Here is a 22,415-nt window from a genome sequence, read left to right as displayed (position 1 = left end):
CGAGAGCGCCCCACCGGATCTCCGGTGGGGCGCTCTCGTGTCTTCGCCGAGCGACCCTCGGTGAGCGGTCAGGGACGCTCCCGGCCGACCGGCCGGAAGACCTTCAGGACGCGGTAGTCCACGCGGAAGTCGGCCTGCGAGAACGACTCCTCGACCTCGCCGTCGTGTGACACCGCGACGGGGCCGTCGACGGCGGTGAAGCGGAACTCGGGGACCTGCATCTCGTGGTACAGGTGGGAGCGTTCGAGACGACCGAGCGCCAGTGAACCCAGGAGCCGCAGGGTCGCCCAGCGATGGCTCGTCTCGAGGATCCGTACGTCGAGAAGGCCGTCGTCGAGCCGGATGCGTCGCGACGGCAGGAATCCGGTGGGCTGGTAGATCGAGTTGCCGACGAGGAACAGGGACGCGTCTAGCACACGGCCCTCCACCTCGATTCGGACGTGCGGGTCTTTGCGGAGGACGTGCAATACGGCCGCCGCGGTCGCGAGCGGCCGGCTGATCCGCCGCTGGAGGCGCCGGCGGACCCGGACGAAGTCGGGGTGCGCGCCGATGCTCGCGGTGTTGAGGATCAGGCGGGAGTCGTTGAGCCACATCGCGTCGACACGGGACGCCGAACCCGAACGGATTGCGTCGATCGTGGTGTCCACCGTGCCGCAACCGATGTCGCGCGCGAAGTGGTTGAACGTGCCGGCCGGGAAGACCGCGACGGGGATGTCGGCGGCGAGCGCAGGAGCGGCGGCACATGCCACAGTGCCGTCGCCGCCGGCCACCCCCAGGATCTCCGCGCGGGCCGCCACGTCGGCGAAAACGGTTGCCATGTCGTCGGTGTCGTCGAGCTCGATGATCTCGGCGGCCGGCAGCCCGGTGCGGATCGCCTCCACCACGCGGCGACCCCGTCCGTCCGCGGAGCCCGGGTTCACGACGACGACCAGCCCGGTCCCGTCGGGGTTGGGTCCCAGGTCGACGACGGACGGGGCGGCCAGGGACAGCGACGGTTCGGTGATGGGCGGCACGACACGGGCACCGATGGTGGCGATGACGGCGCCGATGCCGAGCCCCGCGACCACGTCGCCGGGGTAGTGTGCCCCGGTCGCCACCCGGGACAGCCCGACGAGCCCGGCCAGTGCCGACAACAACAGACCCGCGGACGGATTCTCGACGGCCACACCGACGGCGAAGGCGGCAGCACTGGCCGAGTGTCCGGACGGCAGAGAGTTCGACGTCGGGCGTCGACGACCCCGCCGGGACAACGGGATCAGTCCGTGGGAGGGCCGCGAGCGGTTGCGGATCCGCTTCGCCCCCTGGTTGGTGACCAGACTCGTCACGGCGAGCGAGACCAGTCCGCGTGCGGCACCGCGCTGCAGCGAGGGACGGCCGGACACGGCGAGCCCGGCAGCGATCGCCATCCACAGCTTCGAATGGTCGGCGGCCCGGGTGAGTATCGGCATCGTCACGTCGAGGAGCGGGCTCGGGGACCGGGCGATCGAATCGTAGATCTCGGCATCGAGAGTGCCCATCCCGCGGGTGATCTGGGACAGACCGGAACTTCGGGGAGGTGACCGGTGCATGGGGTACACCGTGCCACATCGGACCCGGGCCGGCAGCCACCCCCGGGGGAGGGGAGTGGTGTCGGTCGTCGACGTGAGCCACTATGCACAACGAACCGCGGGCCGTCGCGCACCAGATGGTGCTCGACGGCCCGCGGTGGGTCGTGCGACCTCGTGTGACTACTCGCCGAAGGGGTTGCCGCCCTTGGCCTGCAGCTCGCGAAGGGCCTTACGCTCGCCGGCCTCGATCTCGTGCTCGAGTTCGACGTTGCGCAGCTGCTCCTCCGGCGGATCCGCCGTGAGGATCGAACCGGTACCCGGGGCACCGGCGGAGCCGAGCTTGTTCATCCGCTTGGGCAGTGCCGCACCCTCGTAGGGGAGCGGGATCGGGTGACCATGGCTGTCGACCGGGCCGAGCGGCTGGTGGACCTCGATGTACTCACCCTGCGGCAGCCGCTTGATGATGCCGGTCTCGATGCCGTGTGCCAGGACCTCGCGGTCACTGCGCTGCAACGAGAGCGCCCAGCGGTAGGCGATGAAGTAGACCAGCGGCGGCAGGACGATCAGACCGATACGCCCGATCCAGGTGGTCGCGTTCAGCGAGATGTGGAACTTGAACGCGATGATGTCGTTCATACATGCGATCGTCAGCAGGATGTAGAACGAGACCGCCATCGAGCCGATCGCCGTCCGCACCGGGGTGTCGCGGGGACGCTGCAGCAGGTTGTGATGCGCATCGTCGCCGGTGAGCTTCTTCTCGATCCACGGGTAAGCGAACATCAGGCCGAAGATGATGGTCATGATCAGCACGACCCAGTTCGACATCGGCACCGTGTAGTTGCCCAGGTAGAGCTCCCACGCCGGGAACAGACGTATCAGACCGTCCGTCCACATCATGTAGATGTCTGGCTGAGATCCGGCCGACACCTGTGCCGGGTTGTACGGACCGATGTTCCAGACCGGGTTGATCTGGAAGACGCCCGACATGATCGCCAGCACGCCGGTGACGAAGGCGAACATCGCGCCGGCCTTGGCAGCGAAGACCGGCATGATGCGGACGCCGACGACGTTCTTCTCGGTGCGGCCGGGGCCGGGGAACTGCGTGTGCTTCTGGTACCAGACCAGCGCGAGGTGTGCGCCGATCAGAGCCAGGATGATGCCCGGGAAGAGCAGGATGTGCAGCACGTACAGGCGCGGGATGATGATGACGCCGGGGAAGTCGCCGCCGAACAGAGCCCAGTGGATCCAGGTGCCGACGACCGGGATACCGAGGACGATGCCACTCATGGCGGCGCGGACGCCGGTGCCCGACAGGAGGTCGTCGGGGAGCGAGTAACCGAAGAAGCCCTCGAACATCGCCAGGATCAGCAGGAGACAACCGATGATCCAGTTGGCCTCACGCGGACGTCGGAACGCACCGGTGAAGAAGATGCGCATCATGTGGATGATGATCGACGCGGCGAACAGCAGTGCCGCCCAGTGGTGGATCTGACGGACGAAGAGACCGCCACGCACCTCGAACGAGATGTTCAGCGTCGTCTCGTACGCCTTGGTCATCATCACGCCGTTCAGCGGCTGGTAGGCGCCGTCGTACACCACGCGCGTCATCGACGGATCGAAGAACAGCGACAGGTAGACGCCCGACACCAGCAGGATGATGAAGCTGTACAGCGCGATCTCGCCCAGCATGAAGGACCAGTGGGTGGGGAAGACCTTGTTGATCTGGCGACGCATGCCCGCGGCGAGGTGATACCGCGAGTCCACTTCTTCGGCTTGAGTGCCGAGGCGTTCGGCGATGCTCATGACTTACGCTCCCAGAATGCCGGACCGACGGGCTCGATGAAGTCGCCTGCGGCAACGAGGTAGCCCTCGTTGTTCACCGTGATCGGCAGCTGTGCCAGCGCACGTGCGGCCGGTCCGAAGATGGGCTTGGCGTACTCGAGCGCATCGAACTGCGACTGATGGCAGGGACACAGGATGCGGTTGCTCCGCTGCTCGTAGAGCGAGGCGGGGCAGCCGAGGTGGCTGCAGACCTTGGTGTAGGCGAAGTAGTCACCGTAGTTGAAGCTCTCCTGACCCTTGCGCTTGACCGCACGGGCCGCATCCTCGGGACGCAGACGGATGAGCATGACGGGGTTGCGGACCTGGTGCAGGCCCTCCTCCAGCAGATGGCGGGAGTGCTCGGACTCGCCGAACCCGTCCGAACGACGCCACGGGAACACGGTTTCCATACCGCCGGCGTCGAGATCTTCCGGCCGGACCAGGGCGACCTGGAACGGGTTGCCGGTGTCACGCCGCAGGTAGATGGTCTCGTTGGGCGCTTCCGGCGGGTTGTAGATCGGCGACCATCCCGAATGCCACAGCGGCGAGTCGGGGCCCTCGGCCCACGGGTTCTTGATGAAGCCCCCGAGGAAGGCCACGAGTCCGGTGACCGCGAAGGCGCCGAGACCGAAACCGGCGGAGCCGATGATCATCTTGCGACGACCCAGGGTGGACGTGGCGCCGGTGTCCTGGAGCAGACCGACGATCGTCTTCTTGTCGACCTCGGTCGATCCACCGTCGTGACGATCCTGAACCGAGATCTCGGCCGGGATGAACTTCTTGGTGATGAGGATCAGCGCGACGCCGATGGCGAACACCGACAGGCCGAACGTCACGCCGAGGAGCGGCGTGTTGAACGTGTACCACCAGTAGTTCGGATCGTCCGGGAGGGCGAATTCCCAGTGGTTGAACAGGAAGATCCCGAGGCACGCGAGGGCGGACACGCCGGCCACGGTGAACCAGATGGCCACCTGACGCTCGGCGCGCTTCTCGACCTTGGTGCCCGGCACCGAGTAACGCTCGGACCGGTGGATGATCTCGACGCCGTCGAGATTGGTGCCGAGTTTGACGAGCTCATCGGTGCTCATCTGTTCGAGTTCGTCCCGCGACGGGACGTCTTTGTCGTTCGCGCTCATGCTCGAGATCCCATCCACATGGCGCCGGCGACGATGGCGATGACGCCGACGAACCACATGACCATGCCTTCACTGACCGGGCCGAAACCACCGAGGCCCAGACCACCACTGGGCTTGGCCTCGCTCACGTACTTGACGTAGGCGATCACGTCCCGCTTCTCTTCCGGATCGAGCTGACGGTTCGAGAACTTGGGCATGTTCTGCGGACCGGTCAGCATCGCGGTGTAGATCTGCGCCTCGTTCACCCCGTCGAGGTTCGGCGCGAACTTGCCCGAGGACAGTGCGCCACCGCGACCGGTGAAGTTGTGGCACGACGCGCAGTTCAATCGGAACAGCTCACTGCCGCGTCCGATGCTGTCGCCGCGCAGTGACTCCATCGCGACGGTGCCGTCGGCATTGCGCGGCACCTGCGGTCCGCCACCCTCGGCCTGGATGTAGGCGCCGAGCTGGTCGATCTGCTCGGTGGTGAACTTGGCCGGCTTGCGCTGGGCCTGCGCCTCACCACGCGCCGCCGGCATACGTCCGGTCGACACCTGGAAGTACACGGCGGCGTCGCCGACACCGAGAAGTGCGGGACCGCGCTCGGGCACGCCCTGGAGGTTCGCGCCGTGGCAGGTGATGCACGAGGTCTCGTAGAGCTTGCGACCGTCGTCGATCATCGCGGCGTTGCTCTCGTCGGCGACCGCGACCTGCGGCTCGGGGGTCAGCACCGAGGCGAGCACACCCGCCATGACGAGGCCGGCCAGCAGCACGATGGTGCCGCCTGCGCGCCGACGGAGCTTGCGTCGGGCCTTGGCGCGGCGGCCGGCGTCGCGTGCAGAGGAGCGTCGGGCCGAGGCATCGGGTCCGACCTCGGTGCCGCTATCCGACGGACGCGGTGGAGATGAACTCATCTGTGACTCTCTACTAAGCGGGACGGACTGTTGTTAGATCGAGCTGCGCTCGGTCGTGGTGGAACGGGCCGGCGTCATCGGATGAAGTAGATCGTGACGAACAGCCCGATCCACACGATGTCGACGAAATGCCAGTAGTAGGAGACGACGATGGCCGCGGTTGCCTGCGCCGGCGTGAACTTCGACAGCTTGGTCCGGATGAGCAGATACACGAACGCGATCAGACCGCCGATCACGTGGAGGCCGTGGAACCCGGTCGTCATGTAGAAGACCGAGCCGTACGCATCCGACGCGAGGGTCGTGCCGTGGCCGACCAGCACGGTGTACTCGTACGCCTGCCCGATCACGAAGATCGTTCCCATGATGAGGGTGATGACGTACCAGCGGCGGAGGCCGAAGACGTCACCGCGCTCAGCGGCGAAGACACCCATCTGGCACGTCACCGACGACAGGATGAGAATCGTCGTCACCGGGATGGCGAGGGCGAGATTCAGCTCGGTCGGTGGCGGCGGCCAGCCGACCGCGGAGTTGGCACGGGCGACGAAATACATCGCGAAGAGGCCAGCGAAGAACATGAGCTCACTGGACAGCCACACGATCGTGCCGACGCTGACCATGTTGGGCCGGTTCAGCGAGTGCACGCGCGAGGTGATGGCTGTTCCTGAGGTACCTACAGCGCTTGTCACAAGTGAAGTATGACGGTTCGTAGTAAGCCGTGGCCACCCGGGTCGGAAATTGCCTCCGACTATTTCTCTCGTCGCAGGTCCGGGCGCGAATCGGGTGATCCTCGGCGTGTCCGGGAAGGGCGTGGCGGACGCCCGGCTCGCTACCGTGTGTTCATGTCCAGTTCGGCGCCGCCCGGCCCCCGTGATCTCAACGGCCGAGTCGTCGAGCAGGGTCGCCTGGCGCGGCTCCGCTCACGGCTGCGCCCGCGTGCCGGCGCCGGTCCGCTGACGCTGCACGAGCAGGTGCAGGTGGTGGCGCGGTCCGACGACGACGCCATCGCGAGTTCGGTGGCGCTCGACGCGTCGTCGTGGCGAGCCGCGGACGAGGTGATTCTCCGGCACGTCGTCGAGGTGCCCCCCGCCCGGCGGGCCGATGCGGCCGCGGTGGCGGCGCTCGACGGCTACGAGTCCGTCGACGACGAACGCTGGGGGCCGAGGCCGGCGCCACGCGACGACCGGCTCGTGGTCCTGGTCCTGGCGCGGGTCCAGATGCTCGACGCGATGCATCTGTCGCAGGAACGGTCCCGGATGGCGAGCCTCGGTTCGCGGCACGGCGGATTCGCACGCGAGTGGGCCGTCCTCCAGCGTCCGCCGCTCTGAACACGAATATGCTGACTCCCCGTGAGCACCGCACAATCTGACTTCAGCTGGCCGCAGATCCTCGGCAAGATCATCGATCGCCTCGACCTCAGCGCCGACGAGGCGGCGTGGGCGATGAACGAGATCATGACCGACAGTGCGACCGGAGCCCAGATCGCCGCGTTCGGTGTCGGCGTGAAGATGAAGGGTGCCGCACCGGCCGAGCTCCTCGGGTTGTCGCGCGCGATGCTCGACCACGCGACGCTCGTGGACGTCACTCGCCCGGCCGTCGACGTCGTGGGGACCGGCGGCGACCGATCGCACACGGTGAACATCTCCACTATGACGTCGATCGTCATCGCCGCGTCGGGCGTCGCGGTGGTCAAGCACGGCAACCGTGCGGCGTCGTCGAAGAGCGGCGGTGCCGATGTGCTGGAAGCGCTCGGCGTCGACATCTCCCTCGACGCCGCCGCGGTCGCGCAGTGCGTGGCAGAACTCGGGATCGGCTTCTGCTTCGCGCCGGTGTTCCATCCGGCGTTCCGCTTCACCGGTCCGCCGCGCAAGGAGATCGGCATCCCGACGGTCTTCAACGTGCTGGGGCCGCTGACCAATCCGGCGACACCCAGCCGGGGGCTGATCGGCTGCGCCTTCGCGGACCTCGCGCCGGTTCTGGCGCGGGCCTTCGCCGAGCGCGGCGGCTCCGCGCTGGTGGTCCGCGGCGACGACGGTCTCGACGAACTGACGACCACCACCACGTCGACGGTGTGGCAGGTTGTCGCCGGGCAGGTGAACGAACTCACCGTCGACCCGACGGATCTGGGGATCGCGCGCGTGGAACTCTCCGCCCTGCAGGGGGGAGACGCGACGGTCAACGCCGCGATCGCCCGCGAGTTGCTGGCCGGGACCACGGGCCCGGTCCGGGACGCGGTGCTGCTGAACTCGGCCGGCGCCATCGTCGCGTTCGAGCAGGAGGCCCCGATGAGCTCGGCGGAACTGACCGATGCCCTCGGCGCCGCGAAGGAGCGGGCGGCCGATGCGATCGACAACGGTGCCGCCGCCGACCTGCTGCAGCGGTGGGCCGAGCTCAGCGGCCGGCTCGCCGCGCCCGCCTGACGGTCACGCTGCCCCGAAATCCTTGTGGGGCTCAGTGTTCGGCGGGTCAGTTCTCGCCGATGGAGAAACCGCCCTCGACGTCGGAGCTGGAGTAGCTGCGGAACGCGATGTGTGTCGCGCTCTTGAGAACCCCGGGTAGCCGGTTGATCTGGCCGGTGACGACCGTCGCGATCTGTTCGTGGTCACGGACCCGGATCTTCGCGATCAGATCGACGTCGCCCGCACAGGAGTACACCTCTTCGACCCCGGGGATGTCGGCGACGGCCTGGGCGGTCTCCGGGATCCGGTGGATGTCGGCCTGGATGAGCACGATGGCGGTGATCATGTCGCCAGCCTAGTGGTGCGTGGCCCTCAGCTCGCCTGCCGTGTGCGAGAGTCGGCGACGGGTCTGGCCGCACGTGCGTCGTGCGCCGACTGCGACCAGCCGAGCCGGCGTTCGGCGGAGCCGGCGGGCAGGGCGACCGGCTCACTCGTCGACACGATGCGCGCGCCCGGTTCGGTCATCCAGCGGTACACGAGGCCGACCTCCTCGGCCGGCGCGCCCCGCAGCGGACCGGGGCCCGGTAACACGGTCTCCGCGGCCGCGACGAGCGCGTCGACGACGGGCATGGGCGAGACTCCGCGTCGAGCGCGCCCGGCGGCGGCGAGCCGTCCGTACCGGATGACCGCGAACTGCCAGCCGCGTTCACCGTCGGGCCGGGCGACCACGATCTCGGCGATCGCGCACAGCGCGGCCAGTCGCTGGCAGCGGGCGAGGGCGTCGATCGTGAGCGCGAGACGGTCCCGATGCCGCGCCGCGGTCTCGAACATGTGCGCCTTGGCGAGGTCGGCGAGACGCGCGGTGAGGCCGTCGAGGAGTTCGTCGGCCTCACCCCGCATGAGCCGGCGAGCCGCGGTGACCCGGGGAGAGTAGTCCGGCACCGTCTGCGGCTGCGCCGTGGCCGCCCGGCAGGACCCCGGCCGCCGCCTCCCATCGGCCTCGGGACACCAGTGGTAGCCCGTCGCGCCGAGCAGTGTCGTGCACGTGCGCAGACCGGCGGCCGCCGAGATCACGTCGGCGACGGTCGCCGCGTTGTTGCGGTTGCCCACCGGGCCGATCGACTCGTCGGTGGGTGTTCGGCTGACCTTGAGCCGGGGGAAGCGTTCCTCGGTCAGGGTCACCCACCAACCCTTGTGCGGCTGGGTCGATCGTCGGTTGTACGCCGGTGCGTGCGCGCCGAGGAGCCGGAGTTCGCGGACGGCGGCCTCCAGGGCGTGGGAACACTCCACGACGTCGACCCGCTGGGCGAGGAGCACCATCTCCGCGATGCGGCGGCGCGGGTCGTTGCCACTGAAGTACGACCGGACCCGGCGGCGGAGGTCCACCGCGGTGCCCACGTAGAGGACCTCGTTCGACGGGCCGCGGAACAGGTACACCCCGGGCCGGGCCGGGACATGGTCGGCGAGTGCGCGTTTGGCGCGCAGGCGCGGGTTGGTCTTCGGGAGATACGACGTCAGGTCGCCGACGGTCGCGATGCCCTGATTGCCGACGCGCTCGAGGAGCCGGTGGAAGACCTCCACCGTGGCGCGCGCATCGTCGAGCGCCCGGTGGGTGGGCCGCACGGAGACGTCGAACAGGTCGGCGAGCGCGCTGAGCTTGACCGTCGGCGCCTCGTCACGGCTGAGGATGCGCCGGGCCATGGTCACCGTGCACAGGCTGAGGCTGAACGTCCACGGCAGGTGGAGCCGGATCGCGTTCTGCCGAAGGAAACCCATGTCGAAACGAGCGTTGTGGGCCACCAGGATCGAGCCGCGGGCGAACTCGAAGAACGACGGCAGCACCGACTCGATCCGGGGGGCGTCGGTCAGCATCGCGGTGGTGATGCCGGTGAGGGTCACGATCTGCGGGGGGATCGGCCGGCCGGGGTCGACCAGCGTGGCGAACTCGCCGACCACCTCGCCGCCGCGGATCTTGACCGCGCCGATCTCGGTGATCCGGTCGCGGACCGGGTCGGACCCGGTGGTCTCGAGGTCGACGACGACGAGGGTCGTCTCGAAGAGCGACCGGTCGCTGAACTCGTTCGACGTCTCACCCGTGGCCCCCTGGTCGGCGGCCTCCAGGTCGGCGAAGGTGAGCTGCCCCGCGGGCGAGCCGTCCACGCTGGTCTGCGTCACCCGGCGAACACTAGTTCGATCCACCGACATCGCGACCGCGACGCTCCGACATCGTGTCGTGTGACCCGTGTGACTGCTGTGTCGATCGCTGTTCGACGGACTTGTCGGTGGGCGCCCCTAGTCTCCACCTGGACGTGAGAAATGCGGTCTTCTCACGGTCACAACGACCCGTAACGGGGCCGACGCGGCCCACCCTCGCCAGATGAGATGGAGATCACATTATGTACGTCGATTGTGCGCGCTGCCCGGCTCGTCCCGTCGCTTGCGACGGGTGCATGATGACAGTGCTGTTTGGTGGCCCGAGCTGGGACGATATGCCGCACGAAGGTGGAGTTTCGGTAACGGCGGCCACCTCGGACGCGGATGCCGAACTGGACCTCGCCATCGACGTTCTGCAGGCTGCTGCAATGGTGACCAGCGGCGCTGCACGATCTGCAAGATCAGCCAAAACCGCAGTTCAGGCGCCGGATCGACGCGCTTCTGTGACCGTCCTCAGGGCAGGCTGAGAAGCGGCCGAGGTTTGGCTGTCTGTCGCTTAGTGGACAGAGCGCATCCGATTTCGTAACCTTTCTGAGACCTTTGCGGAGCGTCCCGCTTCAACAGAAGTGGTCCGCAGTAGTCACCGCTCAATCGCCCTCGCGGGCGAACCGGGGAACCACAACCTTCGGACGGGCTCGTCGGAGCGCATCACCACTGATGCGACTCGGTCGAAACCGATCCGAATCGGGGTGAATCGCGTTGCCATGCATGAGTGTCCAGTGGATACCTCATGCGCGAAAACGTGTAGGGCCACTCTTCCGGCCCGAACCCGACAGCTAACTCGGTCGGCGGTAGAGGAAGATCTGAAGGAGAACTCGCTTCGTGGCCAAACATCGTTTGGAACAGCCCAATCGTGGCAGCACGGTCGCCAAGAAGGCGGTGATCGCTGGATCGATCACACTCGGTTCGCTCGCCGCAGCCGCCGGCCCTGCTCTCGCCGCCCCGGTCCACACCCCGCTGGGCACTTTCGAGATCCCGGCCCTGCCCGGCGCGAAGGCCCCGGAGGCCAAGCCCGCGCCTGAGGCCACGCCGGTGAAGAAGTCGCCCGCCGCCACGGTCGAGATCCCCAACCTGGGGCAGTTCACCGTGCCGGGTATCGCGCCGGAGCAGATCCCGCAGCAGTTCCGCCCGCAGGGTGGCGGCGCGCCCCTGGGCCAGCCGCAGCTGACCGCCGGTCAGAAGGCGGTAAAGGCCGCCGAGAGCAAGATCGGTGCGCCGTACTCCTACGGCTCCGCCGGCCCCAACGCATTCGACTGCTCGGGCCTCATCTACTGGTCCTACAAGCAGGCCGGCAAGAACATCCCGCGCGACAGCTACGGCCAGCTCGGCGGCGGACGCGCGGTGTCGTACTCCGAGGCCAAGCCCGGCGACGTCATGATCTTCAACGGTGGCGGCCACGCCGGCATCTACGTCGGCAACGGTCAGTTCGTCCACTCGTCCAACTACGGCACGCCGGTCAAGCGCGACGCCGTCAAGGAGTGGACCCTGACGGGCATCCGTCGGTACTGACGACAACTGAACACGAACAGACTGAGCACGAAGGTCTCTGGACGGGCGGATCGCGTGGATTGCGATCCGCCCGAACCAGTCCCGGGGGCCGGTCGGCCGCCTAGGGTGGTCGACGGGACGCGGGGTACGGGTGCAGGGGCCCGGGATGCTCAGGGATCGACGAGCACACACGAGGGAGTGAGTAGACCGTGCTGATCGGGGAGGGGCGTGGTCGCGCGATGCGGCCGAGGATGCGTTCGGGTCCGCTGATGGTGGCGCTCTGTGTCCTGTCGGCGTTCGCCGTTCTGGCACCGACCGTCGCCGGCGGCGTCGGGGACGCCCGTGCGGTGCCCGCGCGCTCGGCCGATCAGCTGCTCGACCGCTACAAGCAACTGGGCATCGACGCGGAGAAGACCACCGAGGCGATGCACAACGCCAAGATCGAGTACGACAAGCAGCGCGGCATCGTGGCGGCGGCCAAGAAAGCCGCGGCCGAGGCGCAGCAGACGCTGGACACCAGCCGCGCCCAGCTCGCCGTGCACCAGAACCGAGTCGACGCGATCGTCCGCGCCAGCTATCAGGGCGCGCGGGTCAGCGGACTGTACGCCGTGATGGTCAGCGACTCCCCGCAGGCGCTCCTGGACCAGATGTCGGGTCTCGACATGATCTCGCGTCAGGCGTCGGTGGACCTGACCGCGATCAAGAAGGTACGGGCCAGGACCGCTGTCGCGAAGAAGGATGCCGAGCGCACGGCGGTGGCCGCCTCCGAGGCGGTCTCCCGCGCCGAACGGGTCCGTGGTGACCTCCAGACGAAGCAAGCCGACCTGCAGCTCCAGGCGATCCAGATCCGGTCGATCTACAAGTCGATGACCGGCAAGCAGTTGGCGGCTCTGCGCGGTCCGACCTTCGACTTCGATCCGCGACTGGTGCCCAAGGGCACCGCCGCCGGACTGATCGCCACCCACGCCGCCCTCACCCGGATCGGTGACCCCTACGTGTGGGGCGCCACCGGACCGAATTCGTTCGACTGCTCGGGACTCATGGTGTGGGCGTTCCGGCAGGCCGGCAAGACCATCCCGCGATCGAGCCAGGCGCAGATGGCCGGCGGTCAGCCGGTCGAGAAGAACGATCTCAAGCCCGGTGACCTGGTCATCTACTATCCCGATGCCCATCACGTCGGTATGTACGTCGGTGACGGCTATGTCATCCACGCCTCGACCTTCGGCGTTCCGGTCAAGGTCGAGCCGCTCGACGAGGCCGGACCGTACAACTCTGCCCGCCGGTTCTAGTCCCACCGGTGACCTCACCGCGCGGGCGCGCCGGCCTCGTCTCGGCCGTGGTCGTTCTGGTCATCGCAGTTGCCACCGCGTGCGGCACGGTCGACGTGCCCGACGGGCCCGGCTCGTCCGCAGCGCCCGTGTCGTCGAGCCCCGCGGTCAACGTCTACGCGCGTGATCGTGCGGCGGGCGTGACGCGGTTGCTCGACGCGCTCACCGAAGCGGTGCGTTCCGGGGATGTGCGGGCGATCGGCACCCTCGTCGACACCGCTGCCACTCCGGCGTTCAAGGACAGATTCGTCACGGCCGCCGCGGGTTTCGCGCCCAGCCGGTTCACGCCGCGGAACGGTCGCAGCGGCACCCTGCGGTTCGCACGGTTCGGTTATCAGCTTGCGCCCACCGAAGAGGCGGAGGTGCTCGTACCCGGTGAGTTGCAGGAGCTCCTCGATGCCGGGGGGAGTTCGGACTCGTGGGTCGCTCCGGTGGAGTTGCGCTATGCGCTCGGCGGTGAGGGGGTCCCGGGAGTCGACGAGGACGAGGTGGTCGTCGGCACCCAGTTCGTGGTCGCCCGCTACGGCGAGGCCTGGCGCCTCGTCGGAGACGCCACGGCCCTGGGAGGAGACCCCGCACCCACTCAGATCTGGGAGCTGCCCGGACTCCAGGTGGCCGACACCGCGACCGCAGGCGGCACGTCGGTGGTCGCCTCGTATCCCCGAACGTCTTCGACGGTGGCGACGCTGCAGCGGGAGCTGCCCGGGGCGGTGGATGCCGTCAGTGACTTCTGGGGCGACGACTGGGATCGCCGCGCCGTCGTGGTCGCCACGGCGACCGACGACGAGTTCGCCGCCCTCGTACCCGAGGGTCGAGCGGCGACCGGGACCGCGGCGGCCGCGACCGTGTTCAGCAGCCTCGACCTGGTCCAGCGCACCGCGACCGGACAGCGCATCATCCTGACCCCGGCGGCCCGGGAACTCGCCGCACCGACGCTCGCGGTGGTTCTCCGGCACGAGTTGACCCATGTCGCGGCCCGCGTTCACACCGCGCTCGACGCGCCGCTCTGGATCACCGAGGGCGTGGCCGAATACGTCGGGCGCAGAGGGACTCACACGAGGATCGCGGATGCCGCACCCGACCTGATCGCGTCCGTGCGTGCCGGTCGAGTTCCGACCGGGCCACCCGCCGACACCGACTTCGCGATGGACGGTCAGACTTCACAGGTGGCTTATCAGAGTGCGTGGTCGCTGGCCGCCTACGTCGCCGATCGATTCGACGAGGCGCGGCTGAAGAAGATGTACATGGGGGTCGCGGCGTCCGCCCTGCCCGCGGCGCAGGACGCGGCGATCGCCTCGAGTGTCGGGCTGACGCGTGCGGAACTGGTCGCGGGATGGCAGCGGTGGCTCGAAGTGCAGGCCCGTTGATGTCTCGAACGTTGTTGCTCACCAACGACTTTCCGCCCCGTCCGGGCGGGATCCAGTCCTACCTGCAGAATCTGGTGGACCTGCTGCCGCCGGAGGACGTGGTCGTCTACGCGCCGCGCTGGCGTGGTGACTCGCACGAGAAGTTCGACGCGGCCGCCCCGTATCGGGTGTACCGGCACCCGACGACGCTCATGCTCCCCACCCCGTTCGTGGCGCGGCGTGCCGCGGAGATCGTGCGCCGCGAACAGATCTCGACGGTGTGGTTCGGCGCGGCCGCGCCGCTGGCCGTGCTGGCGCCGGCGATGCGTCGCGCGGGCGCCCAGCGGATCATCGCCAGCACGCACGGTCACGAGGTCGGGTGGTCGATGCTGCCGGGCGCGCGGCAGGTGCTCGGGCACATCGGCCGCCACACCGATGTGATCACCTTCGTCAGCCGATACACCCGCGGCCGGTTCGCGTCGGCCTTCGGCGCCCGCGCGGCCCTGGAACACCTGCCCCCCGGCGTCGACACCGAGCGGTTCGCCCCGGATCCGGTGCTGCGACAGCGGTTTCGCGAACGTCTCGACCTCGGGGAACGTCCGACGATCCTCTGCCTGTCGCGGCTGGTGCCCCGCAAGGGCCAGGATGTGTTGATCCGCGCCCTGCCGCTGATCCGACGCACCATCCCCGACGCGACGCTGGTCATCGTCGGCGGTGGTCCCTACGGGAAGACCCTGCGCGACCTCGCGGCCGACACGGGCGTGGCCGACCATGTGATCTTCACCGGCTCGGTGCCCGCCGACGACCTCGCGGCGTACCACAACATCGCGGACGTCTTCGCGATGCCGTCCCGGACGAGGGGACGCGGGCTGGACGTCGAAGGCCTGGGGATCGTCTACCTGGAGGCATCGGCGTCGGGCGTGCCCGTGGTCGCCGGGTTGTCCGGTGGGGCGCCGGAGACCATCGAGGAAGGGGTCACCGGCACGGCCGTCGACGGGACCGATGTCGACGCGGTCGCCCTGGCGATCCTGGCGATCCTCGGTGATCGCGCGGCCGCGGCCGAGATGGGCCGGGCCGGACGGCGTTACGTCGTCGAGAACTGGCAGTGGAGCCAGATGGCGGCCCGCCTGCGCCAGTTGCTCTGAGGAGCAACCGGCGCAGGCGGGGAGCTCACCGCTGGTAGATCGCCTCGATGTCGCCGGCGAACTTCTCCACGACGACGTTGCGCTTGACCTTGAGGGTCGGCGTCATCTCGCCGGTCTCCTCGGTGAAGTCGGTCGGCAGGATGCGGAACTTCTTGATGGCCTCTGAATGCGACACCGTCTTGTTGGCGAGGTCGACGGCCGACTGGACCTCGGCGCGCAGGTCGGCGTCGTCGGCGAGGTCGGCGACCGTCGCGGACGCGGGCTTGCCGGTGCGCTCCTTCCACGCCGGGAACGCTTCCGGATCGATCGTGATCAGGGCTGCCACAAACGGTTTCGCGTCACCGACGACGGTGGCCTGCGAGATCAGGGCGTTGGCGCGGATGACGTCCTCGAGTCCGGCGGGGGAGACGTTCTTGCCGCCCGCGGTCACGATCAGTTCCTTCTTGCGGCCGGTGATGGTGATGAAGCCGTCGGCGTCGACGGTGCCGAGGTCGCCGGTATGGAACCAGCCGTCGACGACCGCGGATGCGGTCGCCTCGGGGTTCTGCCAGTACTCGGTGAAGACGACCCCGCCGCGCAACAGCACCTCACCATCGTCACCGATCCGAACGGCATTGCCCGACAACGGTTTTCCGACACTGCCGATCTTCGACGCCGACGGCGTGTTCACGCTGAACGCGGCCGTGGTCTCGGTCAGGCCGTAGCCCTCGTACACCGGCACGCCGACGCCGGAGAAGAAGTGGCCCAGTCGGGCGCCGAGCGGCGCGCCACCGGAGATCGCCATCTGGCACTCGCCGCCGAGGGCGGCCCGGAGCTTCTTGTAGACGAGCGCGTCGAAGACGCCGTGCTTGACCTTCAGTGCGAGTCCGACCTGCCCCTTCTCCTTCGCCTCTGAGTACGCGATCGCGGTCTCGGACGCGGCGTCGAAGATCTTGCCCTTGCCGCCGTCGTGGGCCTTCTGGCGGGCGGTGTTGTAGACCTTCTCGAACACGCGCGGCACGGACAGGATGAGCGACGGTTTGAAGACGGCGAATTCGTCGACGAGGTTCGGGATGTCGCTCGTGTGCCCGACTTCGGCGCCGGCCTCGATCGCGACGAGCGTGATGGCGCGCGCGAGGACGTGGGCGAGGGGCAGGAACATGAGCAGACGCTTCTCGTCGCGGGCGATGACCTGATCGAGGATGTCGCCGGCGAGGACCGCCCGCACCTCCGACAGCATGTTGGCGTGGGTGAGTTCGCAGCCCTTGGGGCGTCCGGTGGTCCCCGAGGTGTAGATCAGCGTCGCCGGGTCGGCGGCCTTGACGGTGGCCCGGCGGGCCGCGACCTCGTCGTCGTGGACGTCGGCACCGGCGGCGACGAGCTCGCCGACGGCACCCGGCCCGTCGGTGCGGTCGATCTGGAAGACGGTCACCGGCGTGGTCAGGGAGTCGATGGACTCGAACTCGGCGCGATGTCCGTCGTCCTCCAGGACGATCGCGACCGCACCGGAATCCTGCATGATCCATTCGATCTGGCCGGCGGAGGAGGAATCGTAGATGGGCACGGTGATCGCGCCCGCGGACCAGATCGCGAAGTCGAAGAGATTCCACTCGAGGCGGGTGCGCGACAGCAGCGCCACCCGGTCCCCGGGGTTGACCCCGGAGGCGATCAGGCCCTTGGCGATGGCGGAGATGCGGGAGGCGGCCTCGGCGGCGGTGACCGGCTCCCACCGGTCGCCCTGCTTGTGGCGGAACACGATGTGCTGCGGTGATCGGTGCGCCAGGCCGAAGATGATGTTCGTGCAGTTCTCGTCGTCGCCGATCGAGAACTTCGCGGGCACGCTGTACTCGCCCATCGTGGTTACCCTCCAGTAGACATCAGTCACCGAATCGTATCCCCGACACGGAATCGGACTCATCGCGACGTCGGTTTCGGGTGCACTACCCTGCGCCGACACGAGTATGTGAAGCTAGTGGGCGTGACGAGCATCCAGGTGGCCGACGAGGTCTTCGTCGCCGCGGCGCCGCCGTCGGCGACCGCCGTGATCGGCGACCCCGCCAACTGGCGCCGGTGGTGGCCGGACCTGCGTCTGGCGGTCACCGAGGACCGGGGCGAGCAGGGCGTGCGCTGGCAGGTCGCGGGTCCGGTGTCGGGGACGATGGAGATCTGGAACGAGGCGGTCCTCGACGGCTTCGTGCTCCACTACTTCCTCCACGCCGAACCCACCGGTCCGCTGCCCGACGACCCCCGCACCCGCGCCGACGTGCTGGCCGAGGAGAACAAGCTGCGCCGCGTGACGGGCAAAGAGGTCTCCTTCGAGGTCAAACGACTGCTGGAGAAGGGCCGTGTCGTCGGTGGTCCCGCCGCCGGTCTCGAGTCGGCCGGGATGCGGTGATGGCCGACCACACCGAACGCGACATCGTCATCGGCGCCGACGCCGACGCCATCCTCGCCGTCATCGCCGACTTCGAGCACTACCCGGAGTGGGTGACCGCCGCCCGCGAGGTCGAGGTGCTGCGCACCGATGAAGCCGGCCGCGCCCTCGAGGTCCGGTTCGTGCTCGACGCCGGCGTCCTCCAGGACACGTATGTGCTTGCCTACGAATGGGATCGGAACGCCCCCGCGGTGTCGTGGCGCCTGGTGTCGAGCGATCTGCAGAAGGATCAGCGCGGACGATACGTGCTGACCCAACAGGTCCCGGGATCGACGAAGGTGACCTACGAACTCATGGTCGACCTGCAGGTGCCCATGATCGGGCAGCTGAAGCGGCGAGCCGAGAAGGCGATCACCGATGCCGCGCTGAACGACCTCAAGAAGAGGGTCGAAGGCTGATCGATCTCACACCCATCCACATCGTGCTCGGGCCGGGGGGTTCCGGTGTCTCCGCGGTCGCGGCCGCCGGCGCGACCCAGCGTCCCGGCACCTCCCGGGCGGCCAAGGCCGTGCCCCGGTCGGGCCTGTCGGCAGCCGAATCCGACACGCTCCTCATCACCGTCGACCGCTGGTCGCCGGTTCCCGACTGGGCACGGGTGTACCGCCGGCCCGGCGAGCCCGTCGCGGTGTCCAAATACCTGCACCTGTTGACCCTGGACCGACTGGACCTCACCGAACGCACATGGTCGGCGTTCGTCGAGGTGCTCGAGCACACCGTGAGCCGCAGCAAGACGGCCCTGCCCGGCGTCGGCACCCTGGCCGGGATCGACGCCGCCGAGCTCACCTCGTTGCCTGGGATCGACGACTTCCTGCTCCTGCGCCGTATCCGGGACGAGGCGATCAGCGGCCGGTGGCAGCGGATCGTCGTCGACTGTTCCGGGTGTGGTGACCCACTCCAGTTCCTCCGTGGCGGAGCAGTTCTCAGCCAGGCCCTCAACCGGTTCTGGCCGCGTCACCGACGCCTCGCGATGGCTTCCGAGCGTCCGATGGTCGCGCAACTGACGGCCGCGGTCGACGCCATCGACCGGGACTGCCTCGACATCGCCGAACTGTTCGCCGATCCGCATGCGGTGGCGGTGCACCTCGTTCTCGCCGCCGACGACCGGAGCCGACGACTCACCGGCCACCATCTCGCCGCCGCCGACCTCATGGGCCTGCCGCTGGCCTCGGTCCAGGTCAACGCGGGCGTCGGCGCCGAACCGGCGGCCGAGGTCGCGGACATGGTGCGGGCCGAACTCGCCGGTTCCGCCGGTTCGCGTTCCGTCGTCGTCGAGGTGGTCGAGAAATCGCCTGGTGCGATTGATCGCATGGCGCGGCTCCGCAAGCTCTCGGTCTCGTTGCCGGCACCGCACGGCGTCCCCCGGGGTTCGGCGGCGGCCGAGGTCGAGGCGGGCCAGGGGCGCGTGAGCGGAAAGCCGGCTGGTCCGGTGTACCGGTTGTCGTGGCCGCAGCGCCTACCGGATCCGGATTCGCTGGCTCTCGGGCGCAGCGGAGACGACCTCCTGGTGACGATTGCGGGGTTCCGCCATCCAGTGCGGCTGCCGTCGGTGCTACGACGTTGCACGGTCGTCGACGCCGACTGGGACGGCACGACCCTGGGCATCGGCTTCGTCCCCGATCCGGCGGTGTGGCCCCGGCCGCAGAACTGAGCCGGTTCCTCGGCCCGGTACGTCGACGCCGCCCAGTTCCCGACGGCCAGGTGGGACGGCGATGGTGGAATGATTCCGCCCGGGCGGGGTACGTTCGCCAGACCGCACTGTTCGAGACGGCAGGGTACGGTGCCGATGACCCCGACGACAGACACGCGGGTGGGTGTTCGCGCGGGGCCGGGAAAGGGGAAAGTTGGCGATGGGCACGGACGACGAGACGTTCCGGCAGGCCGGTGACGGGTCCGCGGACGGGCGTCGCGACGGACCCGCCGATCCGGTGCGCGACCTGCTGCTCGGACTGGCCGCCCAGATCGACCACCTGGCCGCGCTCTTCGCGCCGGCTCCGCAGTCGGCCACCGCCGGTGGTGCGGATGCAACGGGGACGCGCCCCGGTTTCGCCGCTTTCGCCGACGGTGGTCCGCTCGGGCATGCGCTCTCCGGGGCGTCGGGGGAGATCACCTCGTTGCTCGCCGAGATCGGCGATCTGGTCGCCCGGCTGATCGCGGCGGTCATCGCCGTACTCGAGGCCATCGCCGAGGCGCTGCGTTCGTCGCCGACCTCATCGGCGACACCACGCCAGTACGAACCGATTGCAGTGCGACTCAACGGACCGGCCGCCGGGCGCGAGGCCGGCACACCGCGACGCGGTGATGCCTCACGGCGGGCCACGCCGCCCCCCGGACCCGGCCCCGGGCAGGAGAACTGATGGGCGACCTGACGATCGGCATCGACATCGGCGGCACCAGCGTGCGCGCCTCGGTGGTCGACGACCGGGGGACGATGCTCGACACCCTCCGCGCGCAGACCCCGCCGACCGCGGCCGCGCTCGAACACTGTCTGGACCGGTTGGTCGGCGAACTGACCTCGCGCTGGGACGCGAAGGCCGTCGGGCTCGCGATCGCCGGCTTCCTGACCACCGACCGCAGCATCGTCCGGTTCGCGCCGCATCTGCCCTGGCGCGAGGCGCCGGTCGCCGAGGAGATGACCCGCCGCGTCGGGATCCCGGTCTTCGCCGAACACGACGCCAACGCCGCCGCGGTGGCCGAATGGCGGTTCGGCGCGGCCGCCCGTGGACACAACACCGTCGTCCTGGCGATCGGGACCGGGATCGGCGCCGGGTTCGTGATCGACGGGGAGATCTATCGCGGAAGTTACGGTGTCGCACCGGAACTCGGACATCTGACGATCGTCCCCGACGGGCGCGCCTGTGCCTGTGGCAAACGCGGCTGTTGGGAGCGGTATTGCAGCGGCACCGCACTCGTGGACACCGTGGTCGAGTTGCTCGCCGACGGCGACTGGGGGCGCAGCCAACTCGCCGCCGATGTCGCCGCGGACCCCGGGTCGCTGACCGGCCGTCGGGTCGCCCGGGCGGCCGCCGACGGGGACGCCGTCGCGCTGGCCGCGTTCGCGCGGTTCGCGACGTCGCTCGGCCAGGGGCTCGCGATGATCGCCGACATCTTCGACCCCGACCTCATCGTGCTGGCCGGCGGCGTCGGCGCGGCGTCGGGGCTGTTCCTCGACGAGGCCCGGGAGCACTACGCCCGCCAGGTCACCGGTGCCGGACATCGTCAGCTCGCGCGTATCCGCGGTACCCAGCTCGGCGAGACCGCCGGCGTCGTGGGCGCGGCCGAGGTTGCGCGACAGGCGATCCGGACGGCCGCACGCCCTCTGGCCGACCCGCACCCCGAGACACGGCCGGTCTCCGGGCTCTGAGTGCTCCCGGCGAGACCCCGAGCGGTCCCGGCCGGACGGTAGAGTGCGACGCGGGTAAGGTCTTGGCGTCGGGACACTCCTCGGTTCCGCGGTCTCCGCGGCGCGGTTGTCCGGCGGTGGTCATCGGGTCGGTGTGCGCGGCGAGGAGATTCTCATGTGGTACTGGGCGTTCAAGTACATCTTTCTCGGTCCGATCCTGCGGGTCCTCGGCCGGCCGACGATCGAAGGACACGAGAACATCCCGACCGACGGCCCGGCGATCCTGGCGAGCAATCACCTCGCGGTGATGGACAGCTTCTTCCTGCCGCTGATGGTGGATCGCCGCATCTACTTCCTCGCCAAGAGCGAGTACTTCACCGGTACGGGGCTCAAGGGTGGCTTCCAGCGCTGGTTCTTCACCGCGGTCGGTCAGATCCCCATCGATCGGTCGGGGGCCGAGGCCGCCGAGGGTGCGCTCACCGCGGCACGCCGCCAGCTCGACAAGGGCAAGCTGATGGGGATGTACCCCGAGGGCACCCGATCGCCCGACGGACGCCTCTACAAGGGAAAGACCGGTCTCGCCCGGCTGGCCATGGACACCGGGGTGCCGGTCATCCCCGTCGCGATGATCGACACTCACAAGTTCAACCCGCCGGGCAGTATCCTGCCGCGACCCACTCGGGTGTCGGTGCGCATCGGCAAGCCCTTGGACTTCTCGCGCTACGAGGGCATGGAGGGCAACCGCTACATCGAACGCGCAGTCACCGACGAGATCATGTACGAGCTGATGCAGCTCTCGGGTCAGCAGTACGTCGACGTCTACGCCGCGAGCCTGAAGAACCAGGCCCCGCCGGTCGAGCCCCCGGCGGCCGACGCCGCCGCTTGAGGAAGTCTCTGACCTCCCTCTGCTCCTTGAGCTGAGGTGCGAGCGATGCCCTCCCTCTGCTCCCTGAGGAGCGAGCTTGCGAGCGTCACGAAGGGTCCTGGTGAGATGCGGGGCAAACCCTTCGTGACGCGCCCTCCGCAAGCTCCGGGCGCTCCTCAGGGAGCGGTGGTTGGTTGCGCCCTCCGCAAGCTCCGGGCGCTCCTCAGCCTGAATCTTTCACGGGTGGGTAGGGTTTCGCCGATCGGTTGTCGGTGTCGCCTTTTGATGGTTGGTGCTGGTGTGTGGGCAGGGTGGATCGCCAGCGTTGGGTTCGCTGGTTGTTCGGGTTCTGAGGTGGGGTGGGCGGCGGTGACCGGGCGCGGGTGACCGAGGGGCTGGTTAGGCGGTGAGGCGTTGCCAGCCGTGGCGTATGTGGTGGTTGTAGGGCCAGTCAGTGGGTAGTCGCAGGGTGGTGGTGCGGGC

Annotated in this window: 21 protein-coding genes and 1 riboswitch; of the genes, 13 read left to right on the top strand and 8 right to left on the bottom strand. The window is 68.9% G+C overall.

All coding sequences use genetic code 11. The features are described from left to right. Window positions 1–68: 68 nt before the first annotated feature. The 5 genes from AS181_RS18900 to ctaE all read right to left on the bottom strand — a co-directional run bounded on the left by AS181_RS18900 (window position 69) and on the right by ctaE (window position 6,083). A complete protein-coding gene (locus AS181_RS18900) occupies window positions 69–1,517 on the bottom strand; it encodes a bifunctional phosphatase PAP2/diacylglycerol kinase family protein (protein WP_058253079.1) in 1,449 nt (482 codons plus the stop codon). Window positions 1,518–1,727: 210 nt separating this feature from the next. After that, the gene (gene qcrB, locus AS181_RS18895) at window positions 1,728–3,350 is read right to left on the bottom strand and encodes a cytochrome bc1 complex cytochrome b subunit (protein ID WP_058253078.1); all 1,623 of its coding nucleotides are present in this window, start codon (window positions 3,348–3,350) and stop codon (window positions 1,728–1,730) included. Continuing rightward, window positions 3,347–4,504, bottom strand: coding sequence for a cytochrome bc1 complex Rieske iron-sulfur subunit (gene qcrA, locus AS181_RS18890; RefSeq protein WP_058253077.1), 1,158 nt, complete (start codon window positions 4,502–4,504; stop codon window positions 3,347–3,349). Before qcrA ends, qcrB begins: the two co-directional genes overlap by 4 nt. Next, a complete protein-coding gene (qcrC, locus tag AS181_RS18885) occupies window positions 4,501–5,397 on the bottom strand; it encodes a cytochrome bc1 complex diheme cytochrome c subunit (protein ID WP_058253076.1) in 897 nt (298 codons plus the stop codon). The genes qcrA and qcrC overlap by 4 nt, the downstream gene beginning before the upstream one ends. 74 nt (window positions 5,398–5,471) lie before the next feature. Beyond that, window positions 5,472–6,083: an aa3-type cytochrome oxidase subunit III gene (gene ctaE / locus AS181_RS18880; protein ID WP_065630046.1), complete on the bottom strand. Its 612-nt coding sequence runs from the start codon at window positions 6,081–6,083 to the stop codon at window positions 5,472–5,474. Window positions 6,084–6,236: 153 nt separating this feature from the next. On the opposite strand from ctaE, the gene AS181_RS18875 reads away from it, so the two are divergent. After that, window positions 6,237–6,722: a hypothetical protein gene (locus tag AS181_RS18875; RefSeq protein WP_058253142.1), complete on the top strand. Its 486-nt coding sequence runs from the start codon at window positions 6,237–6,239 to the stop codon at window positions 6,720–6,722. A gap of 21 nt (window positions 6,723–6,743) precedes the next feature. Further along, complete coding sequence (gene trpD, locus AS181_RS18870) at window positions 6,744–7,814, top strand: anthranilate phosphoribosyltransferase (RefSeq protein WP_058253074.1); 1,071 nt, start codon at window positions 6,744–6,746, stop codon at window positions 7,812–7,814. A 46-nt stretch (window positions 7,815–7,860) separates the two neighbouring features. On the opposite strand, the gene AS181_RS18865 is transcribed toward trpD, so the two are convergent. Then, the gene (locus AS181_RS18865) at window positions 7,861–8,139 is read right to left on the bottom strand and encodes an Lrp/AsnC family transcriptional regulator (protein WP_058253073.1); all 279 of its coding nucleotides are present in this window, start codon (window positions 8,137–8,139) and stop codon (window positions 7,861–7,863) included. A 26-nt stretch (window positions 8,140–8,165) separates the two neighbouring features. Next, complete coding sequence (locus tag AS181_RS18860) at window positions 8,166–9,998, bottom strand: DEDD exonuclease domain-containing protein (RefSeq protein ID WP_435082056.1); 1,833 nt, start codon at window positions 9,996–9,998, stop codon at window positions 8,166–8,168. A gap of 245 nt (window positions 9,999–10,243) precedes the next feature. Between AS181_RS18860 and AS181_RS24670 the strand changes: the two genes are divergently transcribed. From AS181_RS24670 to AS181_RS18840, 5 genes are all read left to right on the top strand, one after another. Continuing rightward, complete coding sequence (locus AS181_RS24670; protein WP_231742564.1) at window positions 10,244–10,474, top strand: hypothetical protein; 231 nt, start codon at window positions 10,244–10,246, stop codon at window positions 10,472–10,474. Between the two features lie 107 nt (window positions 10,475–10,581). After that, window positions 10,582–10,813, top strand: a riboswitch (cyclic di-AMP (ydaO/yuaA leader). A 16-nt stretch (window positions 10,814–10,829) separates the two neighbouring features. Continuing rightward, entirely contained in the window at window positions 10,830–11,516 is a 687-nt protein-coding gene (locus AS181_RS18855; RefSeq protein WP_058253071.1) for a C40 family peptidase, read from the top strand. 230 nt (window positions 11,517–11,746) lie between these two features. Then, complete coding sequence (locus tag AS181_RS18850) at window positions 11,747–12,784, top strand: NlpC/P60 family protein (protein ID WP_058253141.1); 1,038 nt, start codon at window positions 11,747–11,749, stop codon at window positions 12,782–12,784. An 8-nt stretch (window positions 12,785–12,792) separates the two neighbouring features. Further along, the gene (locus AS181_RS18845) at window positions 12,793–14,190 is read left to right on the top strand and encodes a hypothetical protein (RefSeq protein WP_058253070.1); all 1,398 of its coding nucleotides are present in this window, start codon (window positions 12,793–12,795) and stop codon (window positions 14,188–14,190) included. Next, window positions 14,190–15,314: a glycosyltransferase family 4 protein gene (locus tag AS181_RS18840; protein WP_058253069.1), complete on the top strand. Its 1,125-nt coding sequence runs from the start codon at window positions 14,190–14,192 to the stop codon at window positions 15,312–15,314. The genes AS181_RS18845 and AS181_RS18840 overlap by 1 nt, the downstream gene beginning before the upstream one ends. A 25-nt stretch (window positions 15,315–15,339) precedes the next feature. Here the strand turns inward: AS181_RS18840 and AS181_RS18835 are convergent, their stop codons facing one another. Next, complete coding sequence (locus AS181_RS18835; RefSeq protein WP_058253068.1) at window positions 15,340–17,148, bottom strand: AMP-dependent synthetase/ligase; 1,809 nt, start codon at window positions 17,146–17,148, stop codon at window positions 15,340–15,342. 108 nt (window positions 17,149–17,256) lie between these two features. Between AS181_RS18835 and AS181_RS18830 the strand changes: the two genes are divergently transcribed. From AS181_RS18830 to AS181_RS18805, 6 genes are all read left to right on the top strand, one after another. After that, complete coding sequence (locus tag AS181_RS18830; RefSeq protein ID WP_058253067.1) at window positions 17,257–17,688, top strand: hypothetical protein; 432 nt, start codon at window positions 17,257–17,259, stop codon at window positions 17,686–17,688. Beyond that, window positions 17,688–18,125, top strand: coding sequence for an SRPBCC family protein (locus AS181_RS18825; RefSeq protein WP_058253066.1), 438 nt, complete (start codon window positions 17,688–17,690; stop codon window positions 18,123–18,125). Before AS181_RS18830 ends, AS181_RS18825 begins: the two co-directional genes overlap by 1 nt. 20 nt (window positions 18,126–18,145) lie before the next feature. Continuing rightward, on the top strand, window positions 18,146–19,375 hold the full coding sequence (locus AS181_RS18820; RefSeq protein WP_058253140.1) for an ArsA family ATPase: 1,230 nt from the start codon (window positions 18,146–18,148) through the stop codon (window positions 19,373–19,375). A 199-nt stretch (window positions 19,376–19,574) separates the two neighbouring features. After that, the gene (locus AS181_RS18815; RefSeq protein ID WP_058253065.1) at window positions 19,575–20,081 is read left to right on the top strand and encodes a hypothetical protein; all 507 of its coding nucleotides are present in this window, start codon (window positions 19,575–19,577) and stop codon (window positions 20,079–20,081) included. Beyond that, window positions 20,081–21,088, top strand: coding sequence for an ROK family protein (locus AS181_RS18810; RefSeq protein WP_058253064.1), 1,008 nt, complete (start codon window positions 20,081–20,083; stop codon window positions 21,086–21,088). Before AS181_RS18815 ends, AS181_RS18810 begins: the two co-directional genes overlap by 1 nt. Window positions 21,089–21,242: 154 nt before the next feature. Beyond that, window positions 21,243–21,953, top strand: a complete 711-nt coding sequence (locus tag AS181_RS18805; RefSeq protein WP_058253139.1) for a lysophospholipid acyltransferase family protein — start codon at window positions 21,243–21,245, stop codon at window positions 21,951–21,953. Window positions 21,954–22,415 lie beyond the last annotated feature (462 nt).

This window comes from Gordonia sp. SGD-V-85 (assembly GCF_001456905.1).
Classification (GTDB): domain Bacteria; phylum Actinomycetota; class Actinomycetes; order Mycobacteriales; family Mycobacteriaceae; genus Gordonia; species Gordonia hongkongensis.
The sequence above is the reverse complement of the archived record's forward strand: the minus strand, read 5'-3'. Positions and strand labels throughout refer to the sequence as shown.

Bases quoted from the DNA above. Each gene is read 5' to 3' on its own strand.
- AS181_RS18805 (WP_058253139.1), top strand. From the start codon at position 21,243: ATGTGGTACTGGGCGTTCAAGTACATCTTTCTCGGTCCGATCCTGCGG.
- AS181_RS18900 (WP_058253079.1), bottom strand. From the start codon at position 1,517: ATGGGCACTCTCGATGCCGAGATCTACGATTCGATCGCCCGGTCCCCG.
- AS181_RS18860 (WP_435082056.1), bottom strand. From the start codon at position 9,998: ATGTCGGTGGATCGAACTAGTGTTCGCCGGGTGACGCAGACCAGCGTG.
- qcrA (WP_058253077.1), bottom strand. From the start codon at position 4,504: ATGAGCGCGAACGACAAAGACGTCCCGTCGCGGGACGAACTCGAACAG.
- AS181_RS18810 (WP_058253064.1), top strand. From the start codon at position 20,081: ATGGGCGACCTGACGATCGGCATCGACATCGGCGGCACCAGCGTGCGC.
- AS181_RS18815 (WP_058253065.1), top strand. From the start codon at position 19,575: ATGGGCACGGACGACGAGACGTTCCGGCAGGCCGGTGACGGGTCCGCG.
- qcrB (WP_058253078.1), bottom strand. From the start codon at position 3,350: ATGAGCATCGCCGAACGCCTCGGCACTCAAGCCGAAGAAGTGGACTCG.
- AS181_RS18865 (WP_058253073.1), bottom strand. From the start codon at position 8,139: ATGATCACCGCCATCGTGCTCATCCAGGCCGACATCCACCGGATCCCG.
- qcrC (WP_058253076.1), bottom strand. From the start codon at position 5,397: ATGAGTTCATCTCCACCGCGTCCGTCGGATAGCGGCACCGAGGTCGGA.
- AS181_RS18875 (WP_058253142.1), top strand. From the start codon at position 6,237: ATGTCCAGTTCGGCGCCGCCCGGCCCCCGTGATCTCAACGGCCGAGTC.
- AS181_RS18850 (WP_058253141.1), top strand. From the start codon at position 11,747: ATGCGTTCGGGTCCGCTGATGGTGGCGCTCTGTGTCCTGTCGGCGTTC.
- AS181_RS24670 (WP_231742564.1), top strand. From the start codon at position 10,244: ATGATGACAGTGCTGTTTGGTGGCCCGAGCTGGGACGATATGCCGCAC.
- AS181_RS18840 (WP_058253069.1), top strand. From the start codon at position 14,190: ATGTCTCGAACGTTGTTGCTCACCAACGACTTTCCGCCCCGTCCGGGC.
- AS181_RS18835 (WP_058253068.1), bottom strand. From the start codon at position 17,148: ATGGGCGAGTACAGCGTGCCCGCGAAGTTCTCGATCGGCGACGACGAG.
- AS181_RS18825 (WP_058253066.1), top strand. From the start codon at position 17,688: ATGGCCGACCACACCGAACGCGACATCGTCATCGGCGCCGACGCCGAC.